The organism is Mucilaginibacter endophyticus, from assembly GCF_003351025.1.
Taxonomy (GTDB): Bacteria; Bacteroidota; Bacteroidia; order Sphingobacteriales; family Sphingobacteriaceae; genus Mucilaginibacter; species Mucilaginibacter endophyticus.
This window is the reverse complement of sequence record NZ_QPCG01000004.1, coordinates 270,024-294,593: the sequence shown is the minus strand read 5'-3', so window position 1 is coordinate 294,593 and position 24,570 is coordinate 270,024. Positions and strand designations below refer to the sequence as shown.

19 protein-coding genes, 1 tRNA gene and 1 riboswitch are annotated in these 24,570 nt (G+C 43.4%); of the genes, 7 read left to right on the top strand and 13 right to left on the bottom strand.

Annotated elements, in window-relative coordinates:
- Window positions 1-4 precede the first annotated feature (4 nt).
- Entirely contained in the window at window positions 5-1,156 is a 1,152-nt protein-coding gene (gene egtB, locus DUL71_RS18035; protein ID WP_114939414.1) for an ergothioneine biosynthesis protein EgtB, read from the top strand.
- 24 nt (window positions 1,157-1,180) lie between these two features.
- Window positions 1,181-2,170 carry an L-histidine N(alpha)-methyltransferase gene (locus DUL71_RS18030; protein ID WP_114939413.1) on the top strand — a complete coding sequence of 330 codons (990 nt, stop codon included), beginning with the start codon at window positions 1,181-1,183 and terminating at the stop codon, window positions 2,168-2,170.
- Window positions 2,171-2,254: 84 nt separating this feature from the next.
- Here the strand turns inward: DUL71_RS18030 and DUL71_RS18025 are convergent, their stop codons facing one another.
- Entirely contained in the window at window positions 2,255-3,076 is an 822-nt protein-coding gene (locus DUL71_RS18025) for a phytanoyl-CoA dioxygenase family protein (protein WP_114939412.1), read from the bottom strand.
- 124 nt (window positions 3,077-3,200) lie between these two features.
- On the opposite strand from DUL71_RS18025, the gene DUL71_RS18020 reads away from it, so the two are divergent.
- Complete coding sequence (locus DUL71_RS18020) at window positions 3,201-4,094, top strand: AraC family transcriptional regulator (protein WP_114939411.1); 894 nt, start codon at window positions 3,201-3,203, stop codon at window positions 4,092-4,094.
- Between the two features lie 84 nt (window positions 4,095-4,178).
- Here DUL71_RS18020 and DUL71_RS18015 read toward each other — a convergent pair whose 3' ends face one another.
- The 3 genes from DUL71_RS18015 to DUL71_RS18000 all read right to left on the bottom strand — a co-directional run bounded on the left by DUL71_RS18015 (window position 4,179) and on the right by DUL71_RS18000 (window position 6,846).
- A complete protein-coding gene (locus tag DUL71_RS18015; RefSeq protein WP_112574946.1) occupies window positions 4,179-4,835 on the bottom strand; it encodes a response regulator transcription factor in 657 nt (218 codons plus the stop codon).
- A 51-nt stretch (window positions 4,836-4,886) separates the two neighbouring features.
- Entirely contained in the window at window positions 4,887-5,693 is an 807-nt protein-coding gene (locus tag DUL71_RS18010; protein ID WP_114939410.1) for a sensor histidine kinase, read from the bottom strand.
- A 664-nt stretch (window positions 5,694-6,357) separates the two neighbouring features.
- On the bottom strand, window positions 6,358-6,846 hold the full coding sequence (locus DUL71_RS18000; protein ID WP_114939408.1) for a hypothetical protein: 489 nt from the start codon (window positions 6,844-6,846) through the stop codon (window positions 6,358-6,360).
- Between the two features lie 687 nt (window positions 6,847-7,533).
- Here DUL71_RS18000 and DUL71_RS17995 point away from each other — a divergent pair.
- The gene (locus DUL71_RS17995; protein ID WP_114939407.1) at window positions 7,534-9,372 is read left to right on the top strand and encodes a transthyretin-like family protein; all 1,839 of its coding nucleotides are present in this window, start codon (window positions 7,534-7,536) and stop codon (window positions 9,370-9,372) included.
- Window positions 9,373-9,432: 60 nt separating this feature from the next.
- Here the strand turns inward: DUL71_RS17995 and DUL71_RS17990 are convergent, their stop codons facing one another.
- The 6 genes from DUL71_RS17990 to murQ all read right to left on the bottom strand — a co-directional run bounded on the left by DUL71_RS17990 (window position 9,433) and on the right by murQ (window position 18,068).
- Window positions 9,433-9,990 (bottom strand): hypothetical protein, encoded by a 558-nt coding sequence (locus DUL71_RS17990; RefSeq protein ID WP_114939406.1) that lies wholly within the window; start codon window positions 9,988-9,990, stop codon window positions 9,433-9,435.
- Window positions 9,991-10,187: 197 nt separating this feature from the next.
- Entirely contained in the window at window positions 10,188-11,144 is a 957-nt protein-coding gene (metF, locus tag DUL71_RS17985; RefSeq protein ID WP_114939405.1) for a methylenetetrahydrofolate reductase [NAD(P)H], read from the bottom strand.
- Between the two features lie 147 nt (window positions 11,145-11,291).
- Window positions 11,292-14,996 carry a methionine synthase gene (metH, locus tag DUL71_RS17980; protein ID WP_114939404.1) on the bottom strand — a complete coding sequence of 1,235 codons (3,705 nt, stop codon included), beginning with the start codon at window positions 14,994-14,996 and terminating at the stop codon, window positions 11,292-11,294.
- Between the two features lie 170 nt (window positions 14,997-15,166).
- A riboswitch (SAM riboswitch) is annotated at window positions 15,167-15,276 on the bottom strand.
- A 134-nt stretch (window positions 15,277-15,410) separates the two neighbouring features.
- The gene (locus tag DUL71_RS17975) at window positions 15,411-16,145 is read right to left on the bottom strand and encodes a Bax inhibitor-1/YccA family protein (protein WP_114939403.1); all 735 of its coding nucleotides are present in this window, start codon (window positions 16,143-16,145) and stop codon (window positions 15,411-15,413) included.
- A gap of 443 nt (window positions 16,146-16,588) precedes the next feature.
- The gene (locus tag DUL71_RS17970; protein WP_112574936.1) at window positions 16,589-17,155 is read right to left on the bottom strand and encodes a hypothetical protein; all 567 of its coding nucleotides are present in this window, start codon (window positions 17,153-17,155) and stop codon (window positions 16,589-16,591) included.
- Window positions 17,156-17,261: 106 nt separating this feature from the next.
- Entirely contained in the window at window positions 17,262-18,068 is an 807-nt protein-coding gene (murQ, locus tag DUL71_RS17965; protein WP_112574935.1) for an N-acetylmuramic acid 6-phosphate etherase, read from the bottom strand.
- Window positions 18,069-18,174: 106 nt separating this feature from the next.
- On the opposite strand from murQ, the gene DUL71_RS17960 reads away from it, so the two are divergent.
- The gene (locus DUL71_RS17960) at window positions 18,175-19,761 is read left to right on the top strand and encodes a S41 family peptidase (protein WP_114939402.1); all 1,587 of its coding nucleotides are present in this window, start codon (window positions 18,175-18,177) and stop codon (window positions 19,759-19,761) included.
- Window positions 19,762-19,981: 220 nt separating this feature from the next.
- Here the strand turns inward: DUL71_RS17960 and DUL71_RS17955 are convergent, their stop codons facing one another.
- The 3 genes from DUL71_RS17955 to era form a co-directional block, all read right to left on the bottom strand.
- Window positions 19,982-20,893: an NAD(P)/FAD-dependent oxidoreductase gene (locus DUL71_RS17955; RefSeq protein ID WP_114939401.1), complete on the bottom strand. Its 912-nt coding sequence runs from the start codon at window positions 20,891-20,893 to the stop codon at window positions 19,982-19,984.
- Between the two features lie 354 nt (window positions 20,894-21,247).
- On the bottom strand, window positions 21,248-22,549 hold the full coding sequence (der, locus tag DUL71_RS17950; RefSeq protein ID WP_112574932.1) for a ribosome biogenesis GTPase Der: 1,302 nt from the start codon (window positions 22,547-22,549) through the stop codon (window positions 21,248-21,250).
- A gap of 192 nt (window positions 22,550-22,741) precedes the next feature.
- Complete coding sequence (gene era / locus DUL71_RS17945) at window positions 22,742-23,620, bottom strand: GTPase Era (protein ID WP_112574931.1); 879 nt, start codon at window positions 23,618-23,620, stop codon at window positions 22,742-22,744.
- 150 nt (window positions 23,621-23,770) lie between these two features.
- On the opposite strand from era, the gene DUL71_RS17940 reads away from it, so the two are divergent.
- Window positions 23,771-23,843, top strand: a tRNA-Met gene (locus tag DUL71_RS17940).
- Between the two features lie 124 nt (window positions 23,844-23,967).
- A complete protein-coding gene (darT, locus tag DUL71_RS17935) occupies window positions 23,968-24,570 on the top strand; it encodes a type II toxin-antitoxin system toxin DNA ADP-ribosyl transferase DarT (protein ID WP_114939400.1) in 603 nt (200 codons plus the stop codon).

Genomic DNA, 24,570 nt, shown 5'->3' with positions numbered 1-24,570 from the left:
TTAGATGGATTTAATTACCCGGTATAAAGAAGTACGCCAGCGTACAGAAAAAATTTGCTCGTATTTGCAAACGGAAGACTATGTAGTACAACCCGTGGTTGATGTTAGTCCGCCTAAATGGCATATTGGTCATGTCACCTGGTTTTTTGAAACCTTTATTCTTAAGCCTTACTTTATGGGCTACCAGGAGTATAATCCCGATTATAATTATGTTTTCAACAGCTACTATGAAACTGTTGGTACACGGGTGATCCGTACCGATCGTGGTAACCTGAGCCGCCCTACAGTTGTTGAAATTTATAGCTATCGCAAATACGTTGACGAGGCCATGGAAGGTTTTTTGTGCGGCGATGTGAGCGATGATGTGAAAGAGCTGCTTATCCTCGGTTTTAATCATGAAGAGCAGCACCAGGAGCTTTTAATGACTGACATTAAGTTCATCTTAGGCCATAATCCTTTATTCCCTGCTTATAATAAAAGATATGCTACGCCTCATATTGATGAAGGGGAAAGAGACGCTTTTATTAACATGGATGAAGGCATTTACGAAATTGGTTTTACCGGCGATGGCTTTTGCTTTGATAATGAGCTAAACCGGCATAAAGTATACCTTAATGCTTACCAGATAAGCCCTAAATTGGTTGTCAATGCCGAGTACCTTGAGTTTATCAGCAGTGGCGGTTATCATGATTTTCGTCACTGGCATGCCGAAGGCTGGGATTGGGTTAAAACCAATAAGGTTGAAGCGCCATTGTACTGGCATTTGATAGATAACAAATGGTATAGCTACACTTATAGAGGTTTAGAGCCTTTGCATTTAAAAGGTGCTGTTACACATATCAGCTATTTTGAAGCTTATGCTTACGCCTCATGGAAAGGCTTAAGATTGCCAACCGAATTTGAGTGGGAAGCCGCATCCGGAAAATTTAACTGGGGGCTGCGTTGGGAGTGGACGGAAAGCTCATACCTGCCTTACCCGGGTTTTGCCAAAGCACCGGGTGCAATTGGCGAATATAATGGTAAATTTATGGTTAACCAGAAAGTGCTGCGCGGCGCGTCGGAAGTTACGCCTCCGGGTCATAGCCGTGCAACTTATCGCAATTTTTTTCAGACAAATTTACGCTGGCAGTTTACTGGCATAAGACTTGCGAGGTAAATTGTCACAAAACCACCACCACCTATGGATCAAGTTTTTACAACAACAACCGTCAATTGTACCATAAGCGAAGAAAACAGGCAGTTTTATGCTGATGTTATAGCGGGGTTACAAGCGGAGCCAAAGCACCTTAACTCAAAGTATTTTTATGATGCTAACGGCGATAAGCTGTTCCAGGAGTTGATGAACTGCCCGGAATATTATCCAACCAATTGCGAACTGGAAATATTTTCGGAAAAAACAGCCGAGATCTGCGATGCGCTGATTGCTGATGGCGATGCTTTTGACCTGATAGAACTTGGTGCCGGTGACGCCACTAAATCAACTTACCTGCTTAAGTATCTGCTGGATAAAAAGGCTGATTTTACTTATCTGCCCATCGATATATCGGAGAATGTAATATCCTATCTCAACATAACCCTGCCTGTAACCTTGCCTGGTTTAAAAATTACCGGACTTAACGGCGAATATTTTGAAATGCTGAAAAGGGCTGCTGCTATCTCGCCAAGACGTAAGGTGGTTTTGTTTTTAGGTTCAAACATCGGCAATATGCCGCTTGACGGAGCTATTGAGTTTTGTCGCGAGTTAAGAAACAACCTGTCGGAAGGGGATATGGTGCTGATTGGGATGGACCTAAAAAAAGATCCGCGCGTGGTTCTTGCTGCTTACAATGATAAAGATGGCATTACCCGCGAATTTAATCTCAATCTGCTCCGTCGTATCAATCGTGAACTACATGGTAATTTTGATGTGAGCAAGTTTGAACATTATCCAACTTATGATCCCGCAACCGGGGCCTGCAAAAGTTATCTCATTAGTTTACAGGATCAGCAGGTTGCTATCGGCCACGAAAAAATAGATTTCAAAAAGGATGAGTACATCTACATGGAGATTTCCCAGAAGTTTACCATCATGCAAACCGATCAGATAGCCGTTAACACAGGCTTCCAGCCGGTAGGCCAGTTTTTTGATACCAAGAAATGGTTTATCGACGCGGTATGGGTGGCGGCGTGACCTAACCATGATTTGCCTGATTTTAGGATTAAAGGATGCCCTTGTTATCAAGTCATCCTTTAATCAAGCTAATCAAGGTTCTGTTTACAACACTTTCGGGTTCATTTCAGAATCTATCAGCTCACCAATGGGCTTACTCATGAGCCATTTATGGTGATCGTTTTTTTGCCATTCGTTTTTGTAGGGGGTAACGCGGGCGCCGTCGGCTACGTAAATAATGGTCATTACTTCGCGCATTTTATCCGAGTTGTTACCGGGGGCATTGTGGATGGTAAAACCACGGTGCCATGTCGCGTCGCCGGCTTTCATGTTTTTGGCCCGGGTTATTTCAAATCCCTTCTCTTTAACATATTCATCAAATGCTGATTCGGATTCGTCGGAAATTTCGGTGTTAAATACAGCGCCGTTAACGTATGAACCCGACGCGAAGGTTAGCATGCCCATGTTTACATCGATATCAACCAGGGGCATCCAAAGGGTTACGGTGTTGTTGGTGTCAATGGGCCAATAATACTGATCCTGATGCCATGGGGTTGGTCCACCGCCGGGTTCTTTAAACAGCGCCTGGTCATGATAAATACGTACATTTTCAACACCCATCAGGTCGGCGGCAATTTTGCCAAGGCGTTTGGCCATTACAAAGGTTTTAACATCCTCATCAACCTGCCATAAATTCATGATCTGTAAAAAAGCTTTGCCATAGGTGTCGCGCTCTTCCAGCTTGCGCTTTTCTGTATTGTACCTGTCGGCCGCCCCAACAATGATTGGACGATAGGCTGCAATCTCGTCTTTTGTAAGCACTTCGTGCACAAGGGTATGGCCTTTTTCGCGAAATTCATTAATATTGTGGTTAGATATTTTTATGGAATTTTCGAGCGACGGAAGGTGAGCGATCTGTGTATTCATAGCTTTTAGGTTTATATTTCAAAGTAAACTCATCTTTTGTTGAAAAAAAATGAAATGAATGGTACATTTATGGGTGATTTTATCCGTAATTTGATTTGAAATAATATTTACGTTAATATATGCAATGATAAAAGCCTCGTACGAAATTCTTCAACCTACCAATACACAGTCGTTTCTGATAAGGAAATTTGATAAGCTTGCATTTGATGCGCCTTATCATTTTCATGAAGAATATGAACTGACGTGTATTATTAGCGGCTCCGGCAAACGCTACGTTGGCAGCCATATGGAGGATTTTGCCTCGGGCGATCTGGTTTTGCTCGGCCCCAATTTGCCGCACTGCTGGAAACTTGAACACAACGAAGCAGTGCTGCGCGATGCGAGTGCCGTAGTGATCCAGTTCAACGACGCTTTTTTGGGTGAAGAGTTTTTTAACAAGTTTGAACTGCAGCTTATCAAAAAGCTTTTTCAACAAAGCGGATGCGGAGTGTCGTTCTATGGAGAAACCGGAGTTGAAGTAAAAAAATTATTGCTTAACCTGGTTAACGAAAAAAGCAATTTCAGGATGCTGATAGGTTTGCTGGAGATCTTGCACCGGATGGCTTCGTCGGATGAATATGTGCTGCTCGATCAGCATCGTATTATTGGCGAACGTACCAATACCGAGCGGGAGCGGATCAATCCCGTGTTTGCTTACCTGGTTGAAAATTTCAGAAAGCATGTATCGTTAGATAAAGCTGCCAGTATCGCCAACATGACCCCGAATGCTTTTTGCAAGTACTTTAAAAAAGTTACCCGCAAAACATTTATGGAAACCATAATTGAGTACCGGCTTAATTATGCTATTCAGCAGCTGGTGCAAACCGATAAACCTATTTCAGAGATCTCGTTTGAGAGCGGCTTTGGCGACGTATCGCATTTTTATAAAATGTTTAAAGCAAAAATGAACCTGAGCCCGCTTAATTACCGCAAAAGGTTTATGCGTAATTTGGCAGGGGATAAGAAGTTATCGGCGTAGTTGTTAAATGCAAAGTCTTGAGTCAGAAGCCCAAAGTCGGAAGTCAGGTTCTTCTCCTTTAGACTCCATACTCCGGACTAAAAACTAAGTAACATTAATAATGCCGCGTTTAATGGCATATATAACAAGCCCTACTAAATTCTTGGAACCGGTTTTTTCAAATAACCTTGCACGGTAACCTTCAACAGTGCGTACGCTCAGAAAAATTTTATCTGCTATTTCCTGGTTGGAGCATTCCTGGCAAACCAGCTTAAGCACTTCAATTTCGCGTTCGTTAAGATCAGTTTTGTTGTTGGGGATGTTATCGGCCTGGTCATTACCTACCAGTTGTTTGATGAGCGTTATAGAAAGGTGCTCGTTAAAATAAAAGCCTTTGTTGTGAACGGTTGATACGGCCTCGATGATCTCTTCCGGCTCGGCATTTTTGAGCAGATAGCCCGATGCTCCGGCCTTCATCATATCCACAATATATTTGTCTTCGTTAAACATGGACAGCGCCAGGATCTTGATTTCCTTAAAATGCTGGTGAACATAAGCGGCTGTTTGAATGCCGTCCATTTCGGGCATTTTAATGTCCATCAATATAACGTCGGGGGTTTTATCGGTTAACAAGCCTATCAGCTCTTTGCCGTTTGAAGCTTCGAGTAACAGTTCAAAATCCCCGCAATCTTCAAGGGTAGCTTTTAAACCATTTCTAAAAATTTTATGGTCGTCTACTATACCTAATTTAATTGGGCCCATTGGTTGCTTTCAAAATTCAAATAATCAATAAATATAGGCTATTGATTTTAACTATGCTACTTTTAATTTAATGATTGTAATTGCTCCGCTTAGCGGTTTGCTGTATGTATTTATTTCACCGTTAATGAGTTGCACACGGCTCTGTAAATTTTTAAGCCCGAAGCCCTGTTTAACATCATCCATATTAAAGCCCTTGCCGTTATCCTTAAATTCCATGACCAGGTAACCGGCATCAAGGGCCATATTGAGGTTTATAGCAGTGGCTTCCGAATGTTTGATGGCATTGCCAAAAAGCTCCTGCGCTATGCGGTAAAATGCAAGTTCAATATCGTTAGGGAAGCGCTTATCGGCAAAGTTTTTAGTGAACTTAACTTTGATATGGGTATTATGCTCAACCTTGGTACACAGTGCTTCAACCGCAACAAGCAGTCCATAATCTGTAAGTATCGGGGGCAATACATTTTGGATGATGTTCCTGATCTCCTGGATACATTCGTCGGCCAGTTTGCGGGTATCTAAAAGCAGGGGTTGAGTAACTTCGTTTACACAATTTTTATCCAGCCGGTGCAGGTTAAGTTTTATAGCCGAAAGCACCTGGCCAACACTGTCATGCAGATCTTCGGCCAGGCGCCGGCGTTCACTTTCCTGGGTTTCAAAAACGGCGTTCATTAATTCGGTTTGGCGGGCATCATTAAGCTCGCGTAACTCTGCCTGGTTTTTAAGCATCCGCCGCTGATAAATAATTACGAAGAAGAATAAAAACACAATGAGGACAACAACCACAAGAGTCCCTATGATCAGAACAGGGATCAGGCCGTTTTCGGATATTTGCAGAAAAGTGTTTTTGTACATGCCCATAGTGAACAAACCGTGTTTTACGCTAATTGCTTCGGCTTGCGGAATAATCCTATCGAATATAATATATTGGCAATGATATTCGTAACATTATGAATTATATAATAATTGGCCCTGTGCTGAGCGGGTATCTGATTTAAGAGCATAAACAAAAAAATATTTACTCCAGAGTAAAAAAGTATCCCCGCGTTTATCCAAAACAGACTTTGTTTTTCCAGGGGAACATATTCATGTGGATAAAGCATTTGATAAAAATATATCAGCGAGAATATGATTAACAATATACCCAGTGCCGTAATTGGTATTGAGGGGTATAGCAACATATTACGTGCATAAAATATCGAAATAATCGCTGTTGAAATAGTGAGTATAATTGATATCCTTTTTAAATAATTATTACTGTACATGTAGTAATAAACAATACCCAATAAGATTACGCTGATCATTACAAACACATGCAGGATAGGCATTGTGTTTTTTACTTTGAATATATTTAGAGATAGCCAAAGGTCGATATCAACTAATACCGAAAAAACAAAATATAACGCAAGCAGCCGCAATACCTTATCAAGCTGCCTATAATTGACTGCAGCCACAATTACCGGTATAAAGCCGGAAATTACAGAAATGTTGCCAAATAAAATATCTATGGGCATAGCGATTGGCCTCAGCTTTTACCTGTAAGCCTATTTTGTGGACAGCCTGATGAACCTGGGCATGGTAACGACATCTCGCCAAGGGTATTAGATGTTGTTGCCGACATTAATGAAAATGTTTGAACGCCTTCTGTGGATTTAGCTTTGGGTGCATTGTCTTCTGGTAGTTGATCTTCTCCGGTTTCGAGAACCCCGGTTATAATGAAATGCTGCTGCCCGCCAACGTTTGCGATAACAGATAACAGGAAATTACTTATAGCAATCCAAAACTTCTGCCAGGAATTTAGTCTTTGATCATTGGCATAATAAATACGAATACCCATGCAATCGGGCTGATTAAGTATGGTATTTAATATTTCGCGGCCAAAAAATTGTGATATATTATCTTTAGGATTACGGTGGCGGTGATTTTCGGTCCATTGTGCCGCTAAATCAAGTTCAATTGGTGCGCCTTCCTTTCCGGTGATAGGTGATGAGGGTCTTCTTTCTTGTGTTTCCATAAAAAATAATAGCGTGTAGAGAGTTTTTTACATAAAACTAATACTAATAAGCTACTGTTTCAATGATATCCCCTGGCTATGTAAGGTATTGGATGGGTTTTGGTTTCGATTAAAACATTGATAATTAGTGTTTTAATTTTATTAATCCGTTTTATTACGGTTTTATTATGCGTATTTCTACGTATCAGAAACTGTAATCTTACGTGGCTTTTAACGGCAGTTTTTTGTGGGTTTTATATATGAAATAAGACGTTTTAAAATGGTCGGACTTTTATATTGAAATGTAAATATTATTTATTAGCTTGCCTTAAGTAATATTTATATTAAGTGGGGCCTTGTACAGTGCCGGGAGCTATAATCTCGCGGCGGAACCGAGGCCTTGCAGTCCTTTACTTAACCAGTAGCAAATCAAAATTTATGGGACGCGCTTTTCCTTAATCAGGAAGGCGCTTTTTTGTTTAACTATTCTCTCCTTGCACGTAATTATACGCCCGGTTCAATGTTGGTGATACGTCTTTAAATCGCGTACAAGCACAGCCTTTATTAGCGTGGTAGCAACGTTGATTGCCTTTAGATTTTGCCCAAACTTTGACTCAGCAAAAGAGCCCTGCATGGGCTTGCTTGTGGTGGAGTATGCTGAAAATCCAGTTTAAAGAGTAAGCCGGTACAAATTCTAACCAAAAACGTATGAACTACATTATTAAAGGAAACCTGCGCGGGCTGTTATGTTCTGATTGTGAACTGCCTGTTGCGGGAACATCGGTAAAGGTTTACCGACCATCCGATCAGCAAAATGAAACCCGGCTTGCTGTGGCCGATCCAAAACAAACCTTTCACCAGGTAAATGACGATGAGCTAAAAGCTAAAGAGCGCTTGTTCATTACCCAGGCCGACGTACAGGAAAACGGCGACTTTACCATTGAAATAGATGGCGCTAAATCTGGTTATGAAGGTGGAAGCATTGATGTGGACTGGTATTGTGGCAATGTACCTTTCAAAATCCCATTGCCTAAAAAAGGGCCATTATTACAGTTTCATATTACTACGCTGCAACCCCTGTATAAAACTACCCAGGAAAACGCTCAATACGCGAGATTTGATTATAAAATAGATGCCAAGTGGTTTTGCCGGATCCTTACGCTACTGGATATATGGGTGGTTTGCGGTTATGTAAACGATTGTGAAACCAAAAAGCCAATTCCGGGAGTTAAGGTTTTTGCCTATGATGTTGACCTGTTGCAGGATGACTTTCTGGGCACCGCTTATACCGATAACAACGGCAAATTCACCATTGTATATCCCGGCGACAATTTCAGAAAAACCTTATTGCCATGGCTTAATGTAGAGTGGCCTGCCGGACCTGATTATTATTTCAGGATTGAAAGCTCATCGGGCACCGTGCTATTGGCCGAAGACCGTACCCGTGGCCGCCAAAATGACCGCCACAATGCCAATAACTGTTTCTGCGTAAAACTGTGTATCCCGGGCGGCGGAATCATCACCAGCGACACGCCATGGTTTACATCGGTAGGCAATTTTAGTATCACATCTGATATTGATGGCAGTGGCAAAACCCTCATCAGCAAATTTGGAGCAGGTGGCACCGGCTTCGGTTTCTTTGGTTCGGTTAAGCTGGGAGGCTATGCTACCAAGAAAGTACCTACAGCACCTGCCAGTCCGCTTTATTACCGCTTTTTGTTCTCGACAGATAATGTGAACTATAGCCCGGTAACTACTGCTCAGATGGAAGCTACAGCATTAAAGGTGGGCACCCGTCAAATCACCTGGAATGGTACTACGGCATTTCAGGATGTGGTGATCGATATCAATCAGCCTGCATCTGTACCAGACAGCGTACCTGCTGATAATTATCCTAATCCCATACCTGATCATGTACTGCACCCTGACGCCAATGGTTGGGTAAGGGTAGATCAGCCCGCGCTTGATAATGGCTTTTATGGTTCGCTGTTTTACCTGAATACTACAACTATTATTGGCGGAGGAGATGCCAGCGCCGGGTTAACTCCAGGATTGGATGTGTCGGTTGCCAGTCAAAAGAACGGTAAAATGTTGTATATCAAATTTCAAACTACCGATGATCCGACCAATCCAGGCTCTCCAAATCTTAACACGCAATCGCTTATCGGCAAAATCTACGTCAATAATTGGAACGAAGTGAGTTTGCTGAAGCTGGAAGAGCTTTTTGCGGGTGGTGGTAGCGGCTGCACCCCGGTAAGCGGAGTAGCCCATGCCGATTATACTGTTGATCATGAACTGATTGCCAGTTGGCAATTGGGGGTATGGTCAAACGCTACCGGCAATGTGAGCGGTTTACCGGGCGGAACAATTCCGCGTGGCGAGGCTAAGAAATTTAACCTGGCCGCTCCGGCACCTTTTGTTTTAACTCCTCCTTTTAGCGCATGGCCCTCATGCGCGTATAGCCTAACCCTGACTACTTCCCGAAAACTAACCACCGGCGAAAGTAATGACTGGGCAAAACCGAATCAGGTTATCTTTTGCAAGTAACCTGCAATGTGGACGGGGAAGAGGGTGTCGTTGCATGTCGGCGCCCTCTCATTTAAGCAGTTAAAATAACCTTAAAATATACGATGTTTCGTACAGGATAAACAGGATCACCAAAGCTGCGTGGAATTTCCGGTTTTCTACTTTTATAGCTATCATACATAATATGAAATGGCTGATATTGCGGATAGGATACTCGATACTGTAATGATGCACATAAGTGGCACCTTTTATTTCCGTATCAATAAGATCAAGCAGATAGCTGGCACCTAAAATGCCGAAGATCCATTTGCGCCGCGAGTAGAAGTAATCTTTATAACCCTGATAATCCTTCAGGTCATCGGGATATAGCAGGGCGCAAACGCTGTAATAGGTTACAATATAGATGATGATAAAGAAGTATTCGGCAAAAAGCCAATGCTTTATTTCGTGAAGGTTGATTTCCCACCACCAAAAATGCAGCAGTAAAATAAACAGGTAAAGTGTCCACAGGTTATGCACCCAATAAGGCTTGTCACGGCCTGGATGTTGAATTTGTTTGGCTGCGCCTTTAAGCAGGTGCGTAATGCTAAGGCCCAGTGTAATGCTGATAACAGCCTTGATGTGACTAAAGGTATCCATAGGCAGGCGTTGGATTGATAATTAAAAGTAAATATTTTAATTTATCAATCACAACAGGGCCAATGGTTTAAGTGTCGGGCATAATAAAAACATGTCATTGCGAGGAGGAACGACGAAGCAATCGCATGCTCTGCAGAGCGGTTATACTTCCGTGCGGTTGCCACGCTTCGCTCGCAATGACATTTTAAATGATATGCTTAAAATATCGCCTCTGCAATACGTTTGGTTGGCCCGGCGTTGCTCATGGTATAAAAGTGTAATACCGGTGCTCCAAAGGCAATCAGTTCTTTACACTGGTTTATCATCCATTCGATGCCCACTTCTTTTACAGCTTTTTCGTTTTCACAGGCGTGGATAGCATCGCTCAGATCATCCGGAATATCGATATGGAAGGTTTTTGACAGCGTTACCAATTGTTTAGATGAGGTAATCGGTTTTAAACCCGGAATAATTGGTACGTTAATACCATTGGCACGACAGCCATTTACAAACTCCTTATATTTATCAATATCAAAAAACATTTGGGTTACAATGAACTGCGCGCCCATTTCAACCTTTTGTTTCAGGTATTTGAAGTCGGTTTTAAGGTTAGGGGCCTCGAAATGTTTTTCGGGATAACCGGCAACACCTACACAGAAGTTGGTTTTAGCAGTATTGCCATGGTCTTCATGCAAATAAATGCCATTGTTAAGGTTTACTACTTGTTGCAGTAGCTCGGTAGCGTAGCAATGGCCATTAGGTGTAGGCACAAATGACGAATCGCCAAGGCGGGCATCGCCACGTAGTACCAGCACGTTCTCAATACCTAAAAATTCAAGCTCAATAAGGGCATTCTCGGTTTCGTCTTTAGTAAAACCACCACAAAGCAGGTGGGGCACAGTATCTACCTTATACTTGTTCATGATGGCCGCGCAGATGGCAATAGTGCCCGGACGTTTACGATACGATAGTTTTTCGAGCAGGCCGCTTGGGTGCTGCTTGTAAATAAAATCCTCGCGCAGGGTAGTAACATCTATAAATGGAGGTTTAAATTCCATCAGCGGGTCAATAGCGTTATATATCCCCTGGATGCTCTGCCCCTTCAAAGGTGGAATCAGTTCAAAAGAAAAAAGTGTTTTGCCGTTAGCATTGGCTATATGTTCAGGTATTTTCATTTGCCCCCTAACCCCCTAAAGGGGGAATTTTTGTATTTAAGTTTTATAATATACTTTTTAATTTCCTCTCTCAAGAGGGGAATCGCTCAATTCCCTCGCTTTTTTTATTCGTCGCTTTCACTCCCCCTTTAGGGGGCTGGGGGGCGTCTAATAATTAATATTTGGCCCCAGCCATCTTTCTACATCCTCAAGTGGCATTTGTTTCCTAACCGCATAATCTTCAACCTGATCTTTACTGATCTTACCTAAGCCAAAATATCTTGCCTGCGGATGCGCGAAGTAGAAACCGCTTACCGATGCAGCCGGCAACATGGCCAGGCTTTCGGTAAGGTGCATGTTGGCATTATCTTCGGCTTTCAGGAGTTCAAACAAGGTAGTTTTTTCGGTATGATCCGGACAGGCAGGATAACCTGGTGCCGGACGGATGCCCTGGTATTCTTCCTTGATCAGTTCCTGGTTGCTTAGTTGCTCGCCTCTGGCATAGCCCCAGTACTCTTTACGTACCAGTTCGTGCATTTTTTCGGCGAATGCTTCAGCAAGGCGGTCGGCAAGGGCCTTGGCCATGATGCTGTTATAGTCGTCATGATCGCGCTCAAACTCGGCAACCAGCTCGTCACAACCTAAGCCGGTTGTTACCGCAAAGCCGCCGAAATAATCAGGCACACCGCTTTCTTTCGGCGCTATGAAATCCGACAATGCATAATAAGGATCGTTCTTTACCTTTTCGGCCTGCTGGCGAAGGGTATGGATGCGATTTAAAACAGTTGTGCGGCTTTCATCAGTATAAAGCTCAATATCATCACCTACGGCATTGGCCGGCCAAAAGCCTATTACACCTTTCGCGGTAAATAGTTTTTCATCAACAACGCGTTTCATCAATACCTGCGCGTCGTCAAACAGCTTTTTAGCTTCGTCGCCTACGTACTTATCTTCAAATATCTTCGGATAGCTGCCACGCAATTCCCAGGTATGGAAAAACGGTGTCCAGTCGATATAAGGAAGCAACTCTTCCAGTGGATAGTTTTCAATAACTTTAGTACCGGTAAATCCAGGTTTCGGTGCCACATCGCCATCAAGACTGATCTGGAATTTTCCGGCACGGGCCTCCTCAATGGTCACAAAACGCTTGTCGGACTTTTTATTGGCATGTGCTTCACGGGCTTTAGCGTATTCGTCCTTAATACCCTGGATATAGGCATCGCGGTTATCCTTACTCATCAGACTGCTGCATACCGTAACACTGCGTGAAGCATCCAGCACGTGAATAGCCGCGCCAGAATATTGCGGAGCGATCTTCACCGCGGCGTGGATGCGCGAGGTGGTGGCACCACCAACAATCAGCGGAATAGTGAAGTTTTCGCGCTCCATTTCCTTGGCGAAATGCACCATCTCATCAAGCGATGGCGTTATCAACCCGCTTAAGCCAATGATATCAACGTTTTGCTTTTTAGCTTCTTCAATAATGCGTTGCGCAGGCACCATTACCCCAAGGTCTATCACCTCGAAGTTGTTACAGGCTAGTACCACGCCAACTATATTTTTACCAATGTCATGCACATCGCCTTTTACGGTGGCCATTAAAACCTTACCGGCGTTGGAGCGCTGATCTGCATTTACGTTATTCTTTTTTTCTTCTTCTATAAAAGGCAACAGGTAAGCCACGGCCTTTTTCATTACACGAGCCGATTTAACTACCTGCGGCAGGAACATTTTGCCCGCACCAAACAGGTCGCCTACCACGTTCATGCCATCCATCAGCGGACCTTCAATTACTTCAAGCGGCCTCGCGTAAGCCTGGCGGGCTTCTTCCACATCGTTATCAAGGTATTCAACAATACCTTTTACTAACGAGTGGGAGAGGCGTTCCTGAACGGTGCCTTTACGCCATTCTTCGTCACGTACAACCTCTTTGCCTTTACTTTTGATGGTATCCGCAAACTCCACCAGGCGCTCTGTAGCATCCTGGCGACGGTTAAGCAGTACGTCCTCAACCAACTCGAGAAGGTTTTTAGGAATTTGTTCGTAAACCTCCAGCATACCGGCGTTAACAATGCCCATGTCCATACCCGCTTTAATGGCGTGATACAAGAATGCCGAGTGCATAGCCTCACGCACGGTGTTGTTACCTCTGAACGAGAACGAAATATTACTTACGCCTCCGCTCACCTTGGCGTGAGGCAGGTTTTGTTTTATCCAGCGCGTAGCTTCAATAAAATCAACCGCGTAGTTGTTATGCTCTTCCAAACCGGTAGCTACGGTAAGGATATTCGGGTCGAAAATGATATCCTGTGGCGGGAAGCCTACTTCGTTCACCAATATATCGTATGATCTTTTACAGATCTCAATACGGCGCTCCAATGAGTCGGCCTGACCAACTTCATCAAATGCCATTACTACGGTAGCTGCACCATAGCTTAGTATTTTGCGAGCTTGTTCTTTAAACTTTTCTTCGCCTTCTTTAAGGGAGATAGAGTTTACGATACCCTTACCCTGTACGCATTTCAAACCCGCCTCAATCACGGTCCATTTAGACGAGTCGATCATGATAGGCAGCTTGGCGATATCCGGCTCAGATGCTACCAGGTTCAGGAACTTGGTCATCACGGCTTCAGAATCTATCATGCCCTCGTCCATGTTGATATCGATAACCTGGGCTCCACCTTCAACCTGCTGCAAGGCAACAGATAGCGCCGCCTCATAATCCTCGGCCAAAATCAGTTTTGAGAATTTAGGCGAACCGGTGATATTGGTACGCTCACCCACGTTTACGAAAATACTTTCGGGTTTTATTGTAACCGATTCTAAACCGCTCAGGCGCATATCCGGCTCAATTTCAGGTATAGGGCGTGGTGGGAAGGATGCTGCTTTATCGGCAATACATTTGATGTGATCGGGTGTGGTACCGCAACATCCGCCTACGATATTTACAAGCCCGGCTTTAATGAAATCATCAACCTGGTGGGCGGTTTCGTACGGGGTTTCGTCGTACTGGCCAAACTCATTTGGTAGTCCCGCATTTGGATAAGCCGAAATATATACACCAGCCTTTTCAGAAAGTTCGGCTAAGTGCGGGCGCATTTCCCTGGCACCTAAAGCACAGTTTAACCCTACCGATAGCAGGTTGGCATGGCTTATCGAATTCCAGAAAGCCTCAACCGTTTGCCCAGAAAGGGTACGGCCAGAAGCATCGGTAATAGTACCCGAGATCATGATACCACCCGAATCCCTGAAAGCAGGGAAATCCTTGCCGGCCGCTTTACACTCATCCTCATAACGTTTTATGGCGAACAAGGCTGCTTTGGCGTTCAGCGTATCAAATATGGTTTCAACCAACAACAAATGCGAGCCGCCGTCAACCAGGCCACGTACCTGGTCATAGTAGGCATCGGCCAGATCATCAAACGTAACAGCACGGTAGCCCGGGTCATTAACATCTGGCGATAAGGAAGCGGTACGGTTTGTTGGCCCGATAGCGCCGGCAACAAAGCGAGGTTTTTCGGGATTGCGTTGGGTATATTCATCGGCTATCTCACGCGCGATGCGTGCGCCTTCGTAGCTTAGCTCGTAAGCTAATTCTTCCAGGTGATAATCGGCAAGGGAAATTACCTGTGTGCTGAATGTGTTGGTTTCAATAATATCAGCCCCTGCATCCAAATATTCGGCATGGATAGCCTTAATAATGTCAGGGCGTGTGATATTAAGCAGGTCGTTATTGCCCTGCAGGTCGCTTTTATGATCGCGAAAACGCTCGCCACGAAAATCCTTCTCCGTGAGCTGGTACCTTTGAATCATGGTACCCATTGCTCCGTCAATCACCAGGATGCGTTTCTGTAGTTCTTTTCTAATGTCCATTGTTTCCAGTTGGCCGTTGCCAGTGTTGCTATTTGCAGTTTGTCAGTTTACGGCGGCAGTAGGTAAAACACATTGTAGCTTAAACAAAAAGCAACAACTGCAAACTGCTAACTTAAAACTGCAAACTAAAAAAAAGCTTATCTCGAAAAGTCGGGTGTTATTATGACTTTCGCTTATCTGTCCGGGCGCTTAATTGCTGCCTGGTAGAATGTAGCACCTTGTGAAGCACAGGTTGCTAAGACATCGCAGGGTCTAATCCCTCCGTCTTTCTCCATAAGCAGTGCAAATTTGCGCAATAAAGTTGTCATTTGCAAGTGTATAAGATGCGCTATATATCATAGCTAAGCCACATTGTTAAACAAAAAAAGCTGCCTTTTGCGGAGGCAGCTTTCTGATTGAATTTTTTTGGGTTGATTATCGCCTTCTGCCGCCAAATAAGCGAAGAACGAAAAGGAAAAGGTTGATGAAGTCAAGATATAGAGTCAACCCACCCATTAACGCCATTTTCTTGGCAGAAGCGTCACCATATTCGAGGCCGGCGCCAATGCGTTTAAGTTTCTGAACATCGTAAGCGGTTAAACCGGTAAACACTGCTACACCAAAATAGCTGATGATGTAATCAAAAGCTTCGCTGTGTAAGAACATATTTACCAGTGAGGCGATGATGATGCCAATCAGCAACATGATCAGGATACCGCCAAAGTTGGTCAGGTCTGTTTTTGTAGTATAACCGGCAATAGCCATTACACCAAAAACTAATGCTGATACGCCAAAAGCCAGGGTTACTTTTGATGCTGTGTATATCAAAAGGATATAGCAAAGGCTCATTCCTGTTGCAGCGGCGTATGCAATAAATAACAGCGCAAGTACAGGATATGACAAGCGGTTTAAGCCAAAGCGCATAATTAAAACAAATGCCAAAGGCAAAAACATAACTATCATGCCCAATCCGGTTGAGTGACCAGTGTTAAAATCAAACAGCAGGTTTAATAATTGAGGTGTGCCGGCAAATACAAACGCGCAAACGCTTGAAATACCTAAGGCAACAAACATCCATAAAAATACACTTGCTATAAATTTACGTGATGCATCCTGTTCATTTAATTGTATTACGTTTTTATAAACGTATTCGGGATCTTTAAATTCCATTTTGTGTTAAAAATTATACTACGAATTTATAAATAAAAAGTGAATGCTGTGTGAAGAATATACGTTAGCCTCTTCGACACGTCATTGCGAGGCACGAAGCAATCGCGAACTGTACAGAGGGGTTTGCTGGCTTCTCTACAAATCGGGGATTGCTTCGTGTCTTATTAATGACGTAATTGTAGATTGCTGACTATCAAATATGTTTTTTCTTGATGTCTATTAACAATTTGGGCGTTGCCTGCGGCCCGGGCTTTCCGTTACAAGTCCTCGCTTTCCCGACCTCATTCCAACACACGCTCCGGGCTTTACACTGCAATCCCTAACGCGGGCCTACGCACCATAACTGCAAACCAAACGATATATTCTCACTTAACGTCATTCCAATTTTTTTCAGGGCTGCCCTGATCCCTGATTACACCTCGCAATGACGCGGCGGGTTAGCGTTAGTTTAAACGGCGCATCAACTGCTCTTCCACTTTTTTGAAAACCTGCACAGGTTTCAGGGTGCGCCAGCCAAGGTTATCGAGCTCGCCGCCGAAATTAATGTAATAGTCGATGTTGCTATTTTTAAACTCATCTATCACATGCTCGCGGAAGTTGATGCCTGCTATCCAGCCATCCTCTACATCCTGAAACCATTCTTCATAATAACAATCATCACTTGAGTGAAAGTTGAGTACGTTTTCACCTATCAGGATAAAATGCGTGATGCCATTATCTATCATAAGGTCAAGTAGTTCGCGCTTTAGCAGCATGATGTCGTTGTTGATAGCGTCATTCCATTCGCCAATTAATTCAATGATGGTGTACCCTTTATCATAGTCGGCAAAAAGCACCTTAAGGTAAAGTGTATTGGAGCCGAACGAATCCCATTGCGGGTGCAGCAGGTAATTATACACCTGCTTATCAAATTCAAATTCGCTGTATTCGGTTGCGTAAAAAGGTGAAAACTCATCTTCCGATGCTACGTAATCATCTCTCCAGCGGTAATATGGTTCAATATCGTGCATGTTTTAATTCGAAATTTGTCTGAACCTGAATTTTTTGAATTTGAAAATTTATCGAATGCAGTAGAGCATTTTCAAATTTCCAAATTAGCACATCTTCAAATTCAGTTTATTTTTTAAAATGATCAACAGCGCTTCGTACGCTGCCGTATTGTTTAAGTAGCCCGGCTGCTTCTTCTTCATTCAGCCCGGTTTCGTCCATAACCATGCGGGTGCCCCTGTTCACCAATTTGTGGTTGCTTAACTGCATATCAACCATCCTGTTTCCTTTTACACGGCCAAGCTGTATCATTACGCTTGTGCTCAGCATATTTAAAACTAATTTTTGCGCGGTGCCGGCCTTCATACGGGTTGATCCCGTTAAAAACTCGGGTCCGGTAACTACCTCAACCGGGTATTGTGCTGCCGCCGCTACCGGGCTGCCGCTATTACAAACAATGCAGCCGGTAACTATATTGTGTTCGTTGGCCGTTTTTAAGCCGCCAATCACATAAGGCGTAGTGCCCGAAGCAGCAATGCCAACCACTACGTCTTTATCATTTATATTAAAAGCTTCCAGGTCTTTCCAGGCTTGTACGGCATCATCTTCGGCAAATTCAACGGCTTTGCGGATAGCACTGTCGCCACCGGCAATCAGACCTACAACCATATCAAACGGAACGCCGAATGTCGGCGGACATTCTGAGGCATCAACTACACCTAAACGGCCACTGGTACCGGCGCCTATGTAAAACAAACGACCACCGTTTTTCATCCTTTCGGCGGTAATGGTTGCCAGGGCTTCTATTTGTGGTAGTGCCTTTTCCACAGCAAGGGGAACGGTTTTATCCTCGTTATTAATGTTTTCTAAAATTTCACGTACGGTTTGTTTTTCGAGGTTTTTATAGTGCGATTCCCTTTCGGTGGTGGTTTCCATAGCCTATTTTAAAATATTTTATAACAAAATTCGGTAAAATTCATCAAATGCAAGGATGCAGGTAAAAAATATTGGCCCTGCAATTGTTAACTTTGTGTTATAAGTTATGAAGAGGACCGCGGGTGTAATTTTCCGGACAATGATCCTGCTATTTTTGGGGATAATGATAGGCTTGTTGCTTAACAGGGATTTTGCGACCCATAACCTCGGCCTTTCATTTACAGCGAACAGCAAAATTGCCAAGGTGCTGCAACTGGTCGACCGTAATTATGTTGACAGTGTAAACATTGACAGCATTGAAGGTGTATCGGTTAATAATCTGCTTCAAAACCTCGACCCGCATTCGCTTTACTTACCCAAACAGCAGGCACAATCTATAAACGAACGATTGGATGGTGGTTTTAACGGTATTGGTATCGAATACCAATTGCTGCGCGATACGTTGATTATTACGCAGGTTTATGCTGGTGGTCCGGCCGAAAAGGCTGGGTTAATGGTAGGCAGTAAGGTAATTAATGTTGATGATCAAAAGTTTTCGGGCAGTAAACTTACAGCAACCCGTATCAATAAAGTTTTTAGGGGCGATAAGGATGAGGAAATAAAATTGACCGTGGTTCCGCCTTTAAGCAACGATTTAAAAATACTTAGTGTTAAGCGCGGCCATGTAGATTTAAGCAGTGTTGACGCCGCTTATATGGCCGATGCAAAAACCGGTTATATCAAGATCAGTAAATTTTCGGCAACTACCGATGTTGATTTCAGGAAAGCATTAACCGAACTGAAAATTGACGGGATGGATAAACTACTGCTCGATCTGCGTGGCAATGGCGGGGGGTACCTCAATGCTGCTACCTCCTTAGCTGATGAATTTTTAACCGAAGGAAAACTGATAGTTTATACCAAAGGCATCCACGAGCCGCGTACCGATTATTTTGCCACCGATTCGGGGATGTTCCAGAAGGGGCAACTTACTGTGCTTATTGATGAGTATTCGGCCTCGGCAAGTGAAATTTTAGCAGGTGCGTTGCAGGACCTGGACAGGGCTACTATTGTTGGTCGCCGGTCATTTGGTAAAGGCCTGGTACAGCAGCAGTTTGCTTTTGACGATGGCTCGGCTGTGAATTTAACGGTGGCGAGGTATTATACCCCTTCGGGCCGCTCTATTCAAAAATCATACAAAAACGGGGTTGACAGCTACAGGAATGAGCTGGCCCAGCGCATGCAAAAGGGCGAACTTTTTTCAGAGCAAAGTAACCTGAATGACAGCGTTTTTAAAGGAACGCCATCATATCATACATCAAGCGGACGCAAGGTTTTTAGTGGCGGCGGTATAATGCCCGATGTTTTTGTACCGGCGGATACCAGCAAATATACTCCGCTTATCCAAGATTTGAGCCAGCAGCAATTGTTTACAGCTTATGTTATCGATCGTCAGCAACCCTTGTTAAAAAAATATCCTACCGAAGCGGAGTTTTTAAAGCAATATGCCGTTAGCAACGATGACGTGGATAAATTTATCCTGTATGCTTCGCAAACCATTAAAGAGATGGACTCGCATGAAGTGAAGATTTCGAGGGATCCGATCAAAACTATTCTTAAAGCCCAGACGGCGCGTTTTAAATGGGGAGATAATGCCTACTTTAAAGTGATAAATGCCGATGATGTAACCTTTAAAAAAGGGCTGGAGCAGTAAGAATTAAAAAAAAGTTTTAAAATTCCACATGAGAGAGTAAGAGCCCTGAAAAGATAGTCAGCAGGTTTTAAGAGTGTGGGCTGTGCGATTCCCTCCCTTGGGAGGGTGTAGGGAGGGGTTTCAGCGAGATACCTTGCTGTTACAAGGCGTATAAACCCCTCCCTGCCAATACGCAATTCTGACGCGCCCCTCCCCAGGGAGGGAATTGTCAATTCCCAAGCTATTCCTTTACAAGAAAAGCTTCATCAATCAACTCCAGATTTGCCATAACCCCTGCCATTGTGCCGCTGTTAACCGCGTTGGCTAATGAGCGAATGCCCGAAGCGCTGTCGCCGGCAGCGTAAATTCCGGGTATAGTCGTTTTTTGCTTTGCGTCAACCTGGATATGACCTTGTTCGGTAAGTTGGCAACCCAGCTGCAAGGCGATATCACTATGTTGTGTAAATGGGAGCCTTGCATATAGTGCTTTTAACTTTATTTCGGAACCATTACGTAACCGGAGGGCATTTATTTGGCCGTTGTGCTGGTCAAGTGCTTCTATCTCATCCTCTACAATTTGAATGTTGTTATTACCGATGATGGCTTGCTGCTCTTCGGTTAGCGTTGATGCGCCATTGGTAAACAAGGTGAGATCTTTTGTCCAGTTGGAGATAAGTTTAGCCATTTCGAAAGCGGTTTCGCCATTGGCAAAGATCCCGGTACGTTGATGGCCGTATTCGTAGCCATGGCAGTAGGGGCAATGGATAACCGATATACCCCAGCATTCGGCAAAGCCCGGGATATTCGGCATCTGATCTTTAATACCTGCAGCCAGGATAACCTTTTTTGTGCTGAATGTTTCTCCTGATCTTGTACCCACTTCAAAGCCGTTTGTAATAGGATTGCATTGTGTGGCTTCGCTATGAAGCAGGGTAACGGTTGGATATTTTAACGTCTGCTCGCGGGCTATGGTTAAAATCTCATGCGGGGTTTGACCATCGCGGGTAAAAAAGTTGTGGGAGTGGGGTGTTTGGCGATTGCAGGGCTTGCCGCTGTCGATGATTAGTACTTTGCGCATAGCCCGGCCCAAAGCCATACCTGCAGACAAACCGGCACTGCTACCGCCGATAATAATTACATCAAAATCTTTCATATGATATGGAGTTAACAGCGATAAAGGTAAAATCCAAAGACACAAAATGCAACTTAGTTGCATTTTGTGTCTTTAAAGTGACAAAGTAAGACAGTCACATAGCTTTGATATGATGAAGAAACTTGGGATGGGGAGATTTACGAAGTTTTTAAAACTTCGTAAATCTGGACTATATAAAATGAAAACGTCATTGCTGTAAGGAACGAAGTAATCGCGGACTATACAGGGCGGACCTGCAAATAGGGGATTGCTTCGTTCCTCGCAATGACGAGGTGATGAAACTTTGTAAGTCTGGATTTTATAAGGATAAAGCTCAAGTTAATCCTCAAATCCTAAAAATCAAGGTTCTGTTTCTTATTTCTGCCTGAACCAAACTTGTATTGGCGCGCCTGAAAAATCGAAGTTTTCGCGGAGCTTATTTTCAATAAAGCGGTAGTAAGGCTCTTTAACGTACTGCGGTAAATTGCAGAAAAACGCGAACATTGGCGAAGTACCTGCAATTTGGGTAATGTATTTTATTTTAACGTATTTACCTTTTATTGATGGCGGTGGATAGTTTTCAATAATCGGCAGCATTACCTCGTTCAGTTTTGAAGTAGGGATTTTGCGGGCACGGTTCTGGTAAACCTGGTTAGCCACATCAATTACTTTTAACACCCTTTGCTTTTCGGTAACCGAAGTAAATACGATAGGTACATCGGTAAAAGGGGCTATCTTATCGCGGATCTGTTCTTCAAAAACTTTGATGGTTTTGCTGTTCTTCTCAATCAAATCCCATTTGTTAACTACGATAACCACGCCTTTTTTGTTCTTTTCGGCCAGGTGGAAGATGTTGATGTCCTGCGATTCAAAACCTTCAACAGCGTCAATCATCAGGATGATAACATCGGCTTCTTCCAACGCCTTGATGGTACGCATTACCGAATAAAACTCGATATTCTCTTTAACCTTGGTTTTTTTACGCATCCCGGCGGTGTCTATCAGCATAAAATCATGACCATATTGGTTATAATGTATGTGGATAGAATCGCGGGTGGTACCGGCTATCGGGGTAACAATGTTGCGGTCTTTACCGATAAGGGCATTGATAATAGATGATTTACCTACGTTAGGACGACCAACAATGGCGTATTTAGGGCGGGTGTTTTCTTCCAGCACTTCATCTTCAAAGTGTTTTACTACTTCATCAAGCAATTCGCCTGTGCCCGAGCCGGTCATTGATGATATGGTAAAGATCTCACCAAGACCGAGACTGTAAAATACCATGGCATCGGCAACCTGATTGTTATTGTCCAGTTTGTTTACTACAACAAAAACCGGTTTTTTGCTTTTGCGCAGGCGGTTAGCAATCTCGTCGTCAAGGTCGGTAATGCCGGTAGTAACATCCACAACAAACAGGATCACGGTAGCCTCTTCAATGGCGATATCAACCTGCTCGCGAATGGCTGCTTCAAAAACATCGTCAGAATTGGCAACGTAGCCACCGGTGTCAATAACCGTAAAGTTATGGTTAAGCCATTCGGCAACACCGTAATGCCTGTCGCGCGTAACGCCACTAAAGTCATCGACAATGGCCTTGCGACTTTCGGTTAAACGGTTATATAATGTTGATTTGCCTACGTTGGGCCTGCCCACAATGGCTACTATGTTACTCATATTGTTTGGATTTGAGATGTGAGATTTGAGATATGAGACCGGGCTTCATATTCATCCAAAATCAACATCAAAATTAATGCTTTATAAACAGAGCGAAAGATTTATCTCAAATCTTTCGCCTCAATATTCTTGTCTTAAACTAATGCTTTAAAAATTAAGAGTGAGCATTGTCTCACATCTCAATTCTCATATTTATCCCTCGTACCCGAACTGCTTTAGATAGTTCTTTTTGGTGCGCCAATCGGGAATTACTTTTACAAACATCTCCAGGAATATCTTGCGCTGGAAAAAGTCTTCCATGGAGCGGCGTGCGTAAGTACCTGTTATCTTGAGCATTTCGCCGCCTTTACCTATGATGATATTTTTTTGCGATTCACGCTCAACGATGATCTCTGCGCTGATGCGGTAAAGTTTTTCCCCCTCTATAAATGCGGTTACGATAACCTCGGTACTGTAAGGAATTTCTTTTTTGTATTGTTTAAACACCTGCTCGCGAATCATCTCTGAAGCAAAGAAGCGGTCGTTCCGATCCGTCAGGGCATCTTTTTCGTAATACGCTGCATGCTCCGGCAGGTTTTCGATCACGAAATCCATGATGGCTTTAATGTTATGCCCATGCAATGCCGAGATGGCGAAGATGGCTTTAGGGTTTAATTTCTCTTTCCAGAACTCAACCTTCTTTTTAACTGTTTCCTCATCACTCTGGTCAATTTTGTTGATCAGGATGGCAAGAGGGGCAGACGAGCGTTCCAGTTTTTTAAGAACGTCGGCTTCGTCATATTCCTCATAAATATCGGTAACCAGCAGAATCAGGTCGGCATCAACAATGGAGCCGTCAACCTGGTGCATCATGCTCTCGTGGAGAGCGTAGTGCGGCTTGATAACACCGGGCGTGTCCGAAAACACGATCTGGTAGTTTTCATCATTCACGATACCCAAAATGCGGTGGCGTGTTGTTTGCGCTTTTGGGGTAATGATGGACATTTTTTCGCCCACCAGCGCGTTCATAAGGGTTGATTTCCCTGCGTTGGGTTTACCTATTATACTTACAAAACCTGCCTGATGAGCCATAGAAAAATAATTAAAAATATATTTGGACTGCAAAGAAACGAATTATATCTTTGCAGTCCAATTAAAACGGAGTGCAAATTTGCATTTTGATAATTGGAAGGACCTTTCCGGGGTTATGACCGGATCTCAAATATATAGCACAAAATACAGTGCGGGATGGAGCAGTTGGTAGCTCGTCGGGCTCATAACCCGAAGGTCGTAGGTTCGAGTCCTGCTCCCGCTACGAAGAATGAAAGCCTCAAATGAAAATTTGAGGCTTTTTTGTTTGAATTGAGTTTTGTTTAGGTGTATTGATTATATTTAGCAATACTAACCTCCGAAAGCTGAAAAAGATATATTTATACAGGATGACACATATAGAGAATATTCCGCACATTCTTGTAAACGGAATAACTCATCAGCGTTCGTTGAATAGTAACGTGAATTATGTGCCAATAGGCTCTGGAAATCTGATCTCGAAAAGAGACAGTTTTTTGTTGCCCAATGGAAAAACTCTTGGTAGTTACATTCCTTTTTACTTTGGCGTAAGGATGCCGATGCTGTACGTGATAAAGCAGGGCGTTAATAGTATATACTATAATTTAGGTCCCGTAGCCACAGAGAATATTATATACTGTATAACAACTGTTGAGCTTGTCAGAATGCACAAACTTGAGTTTGTTTTTTCAAACGGCCATGCGGTAAGTGATCTGACTGATTTTTTTGATAAAACGCATATAGACGATATATTAGATATTATCGATGTGAATGCGATAAATGCCCGCTATTGGAGGGATGATAATGACCTCGATCTGAAAAGGAGAAAAGAGGCTGAGTTTTTAGTGTTTGATGATATTCCTGCGAGTGCGATATTAGGATTTGCTGTTTATAACGAAAGCGCTGAACAGAAACTTTTAGAATATGGCATTGGTAAAAACAAAATAGCTGTTAAAGCTGGTTATTATTTTTGA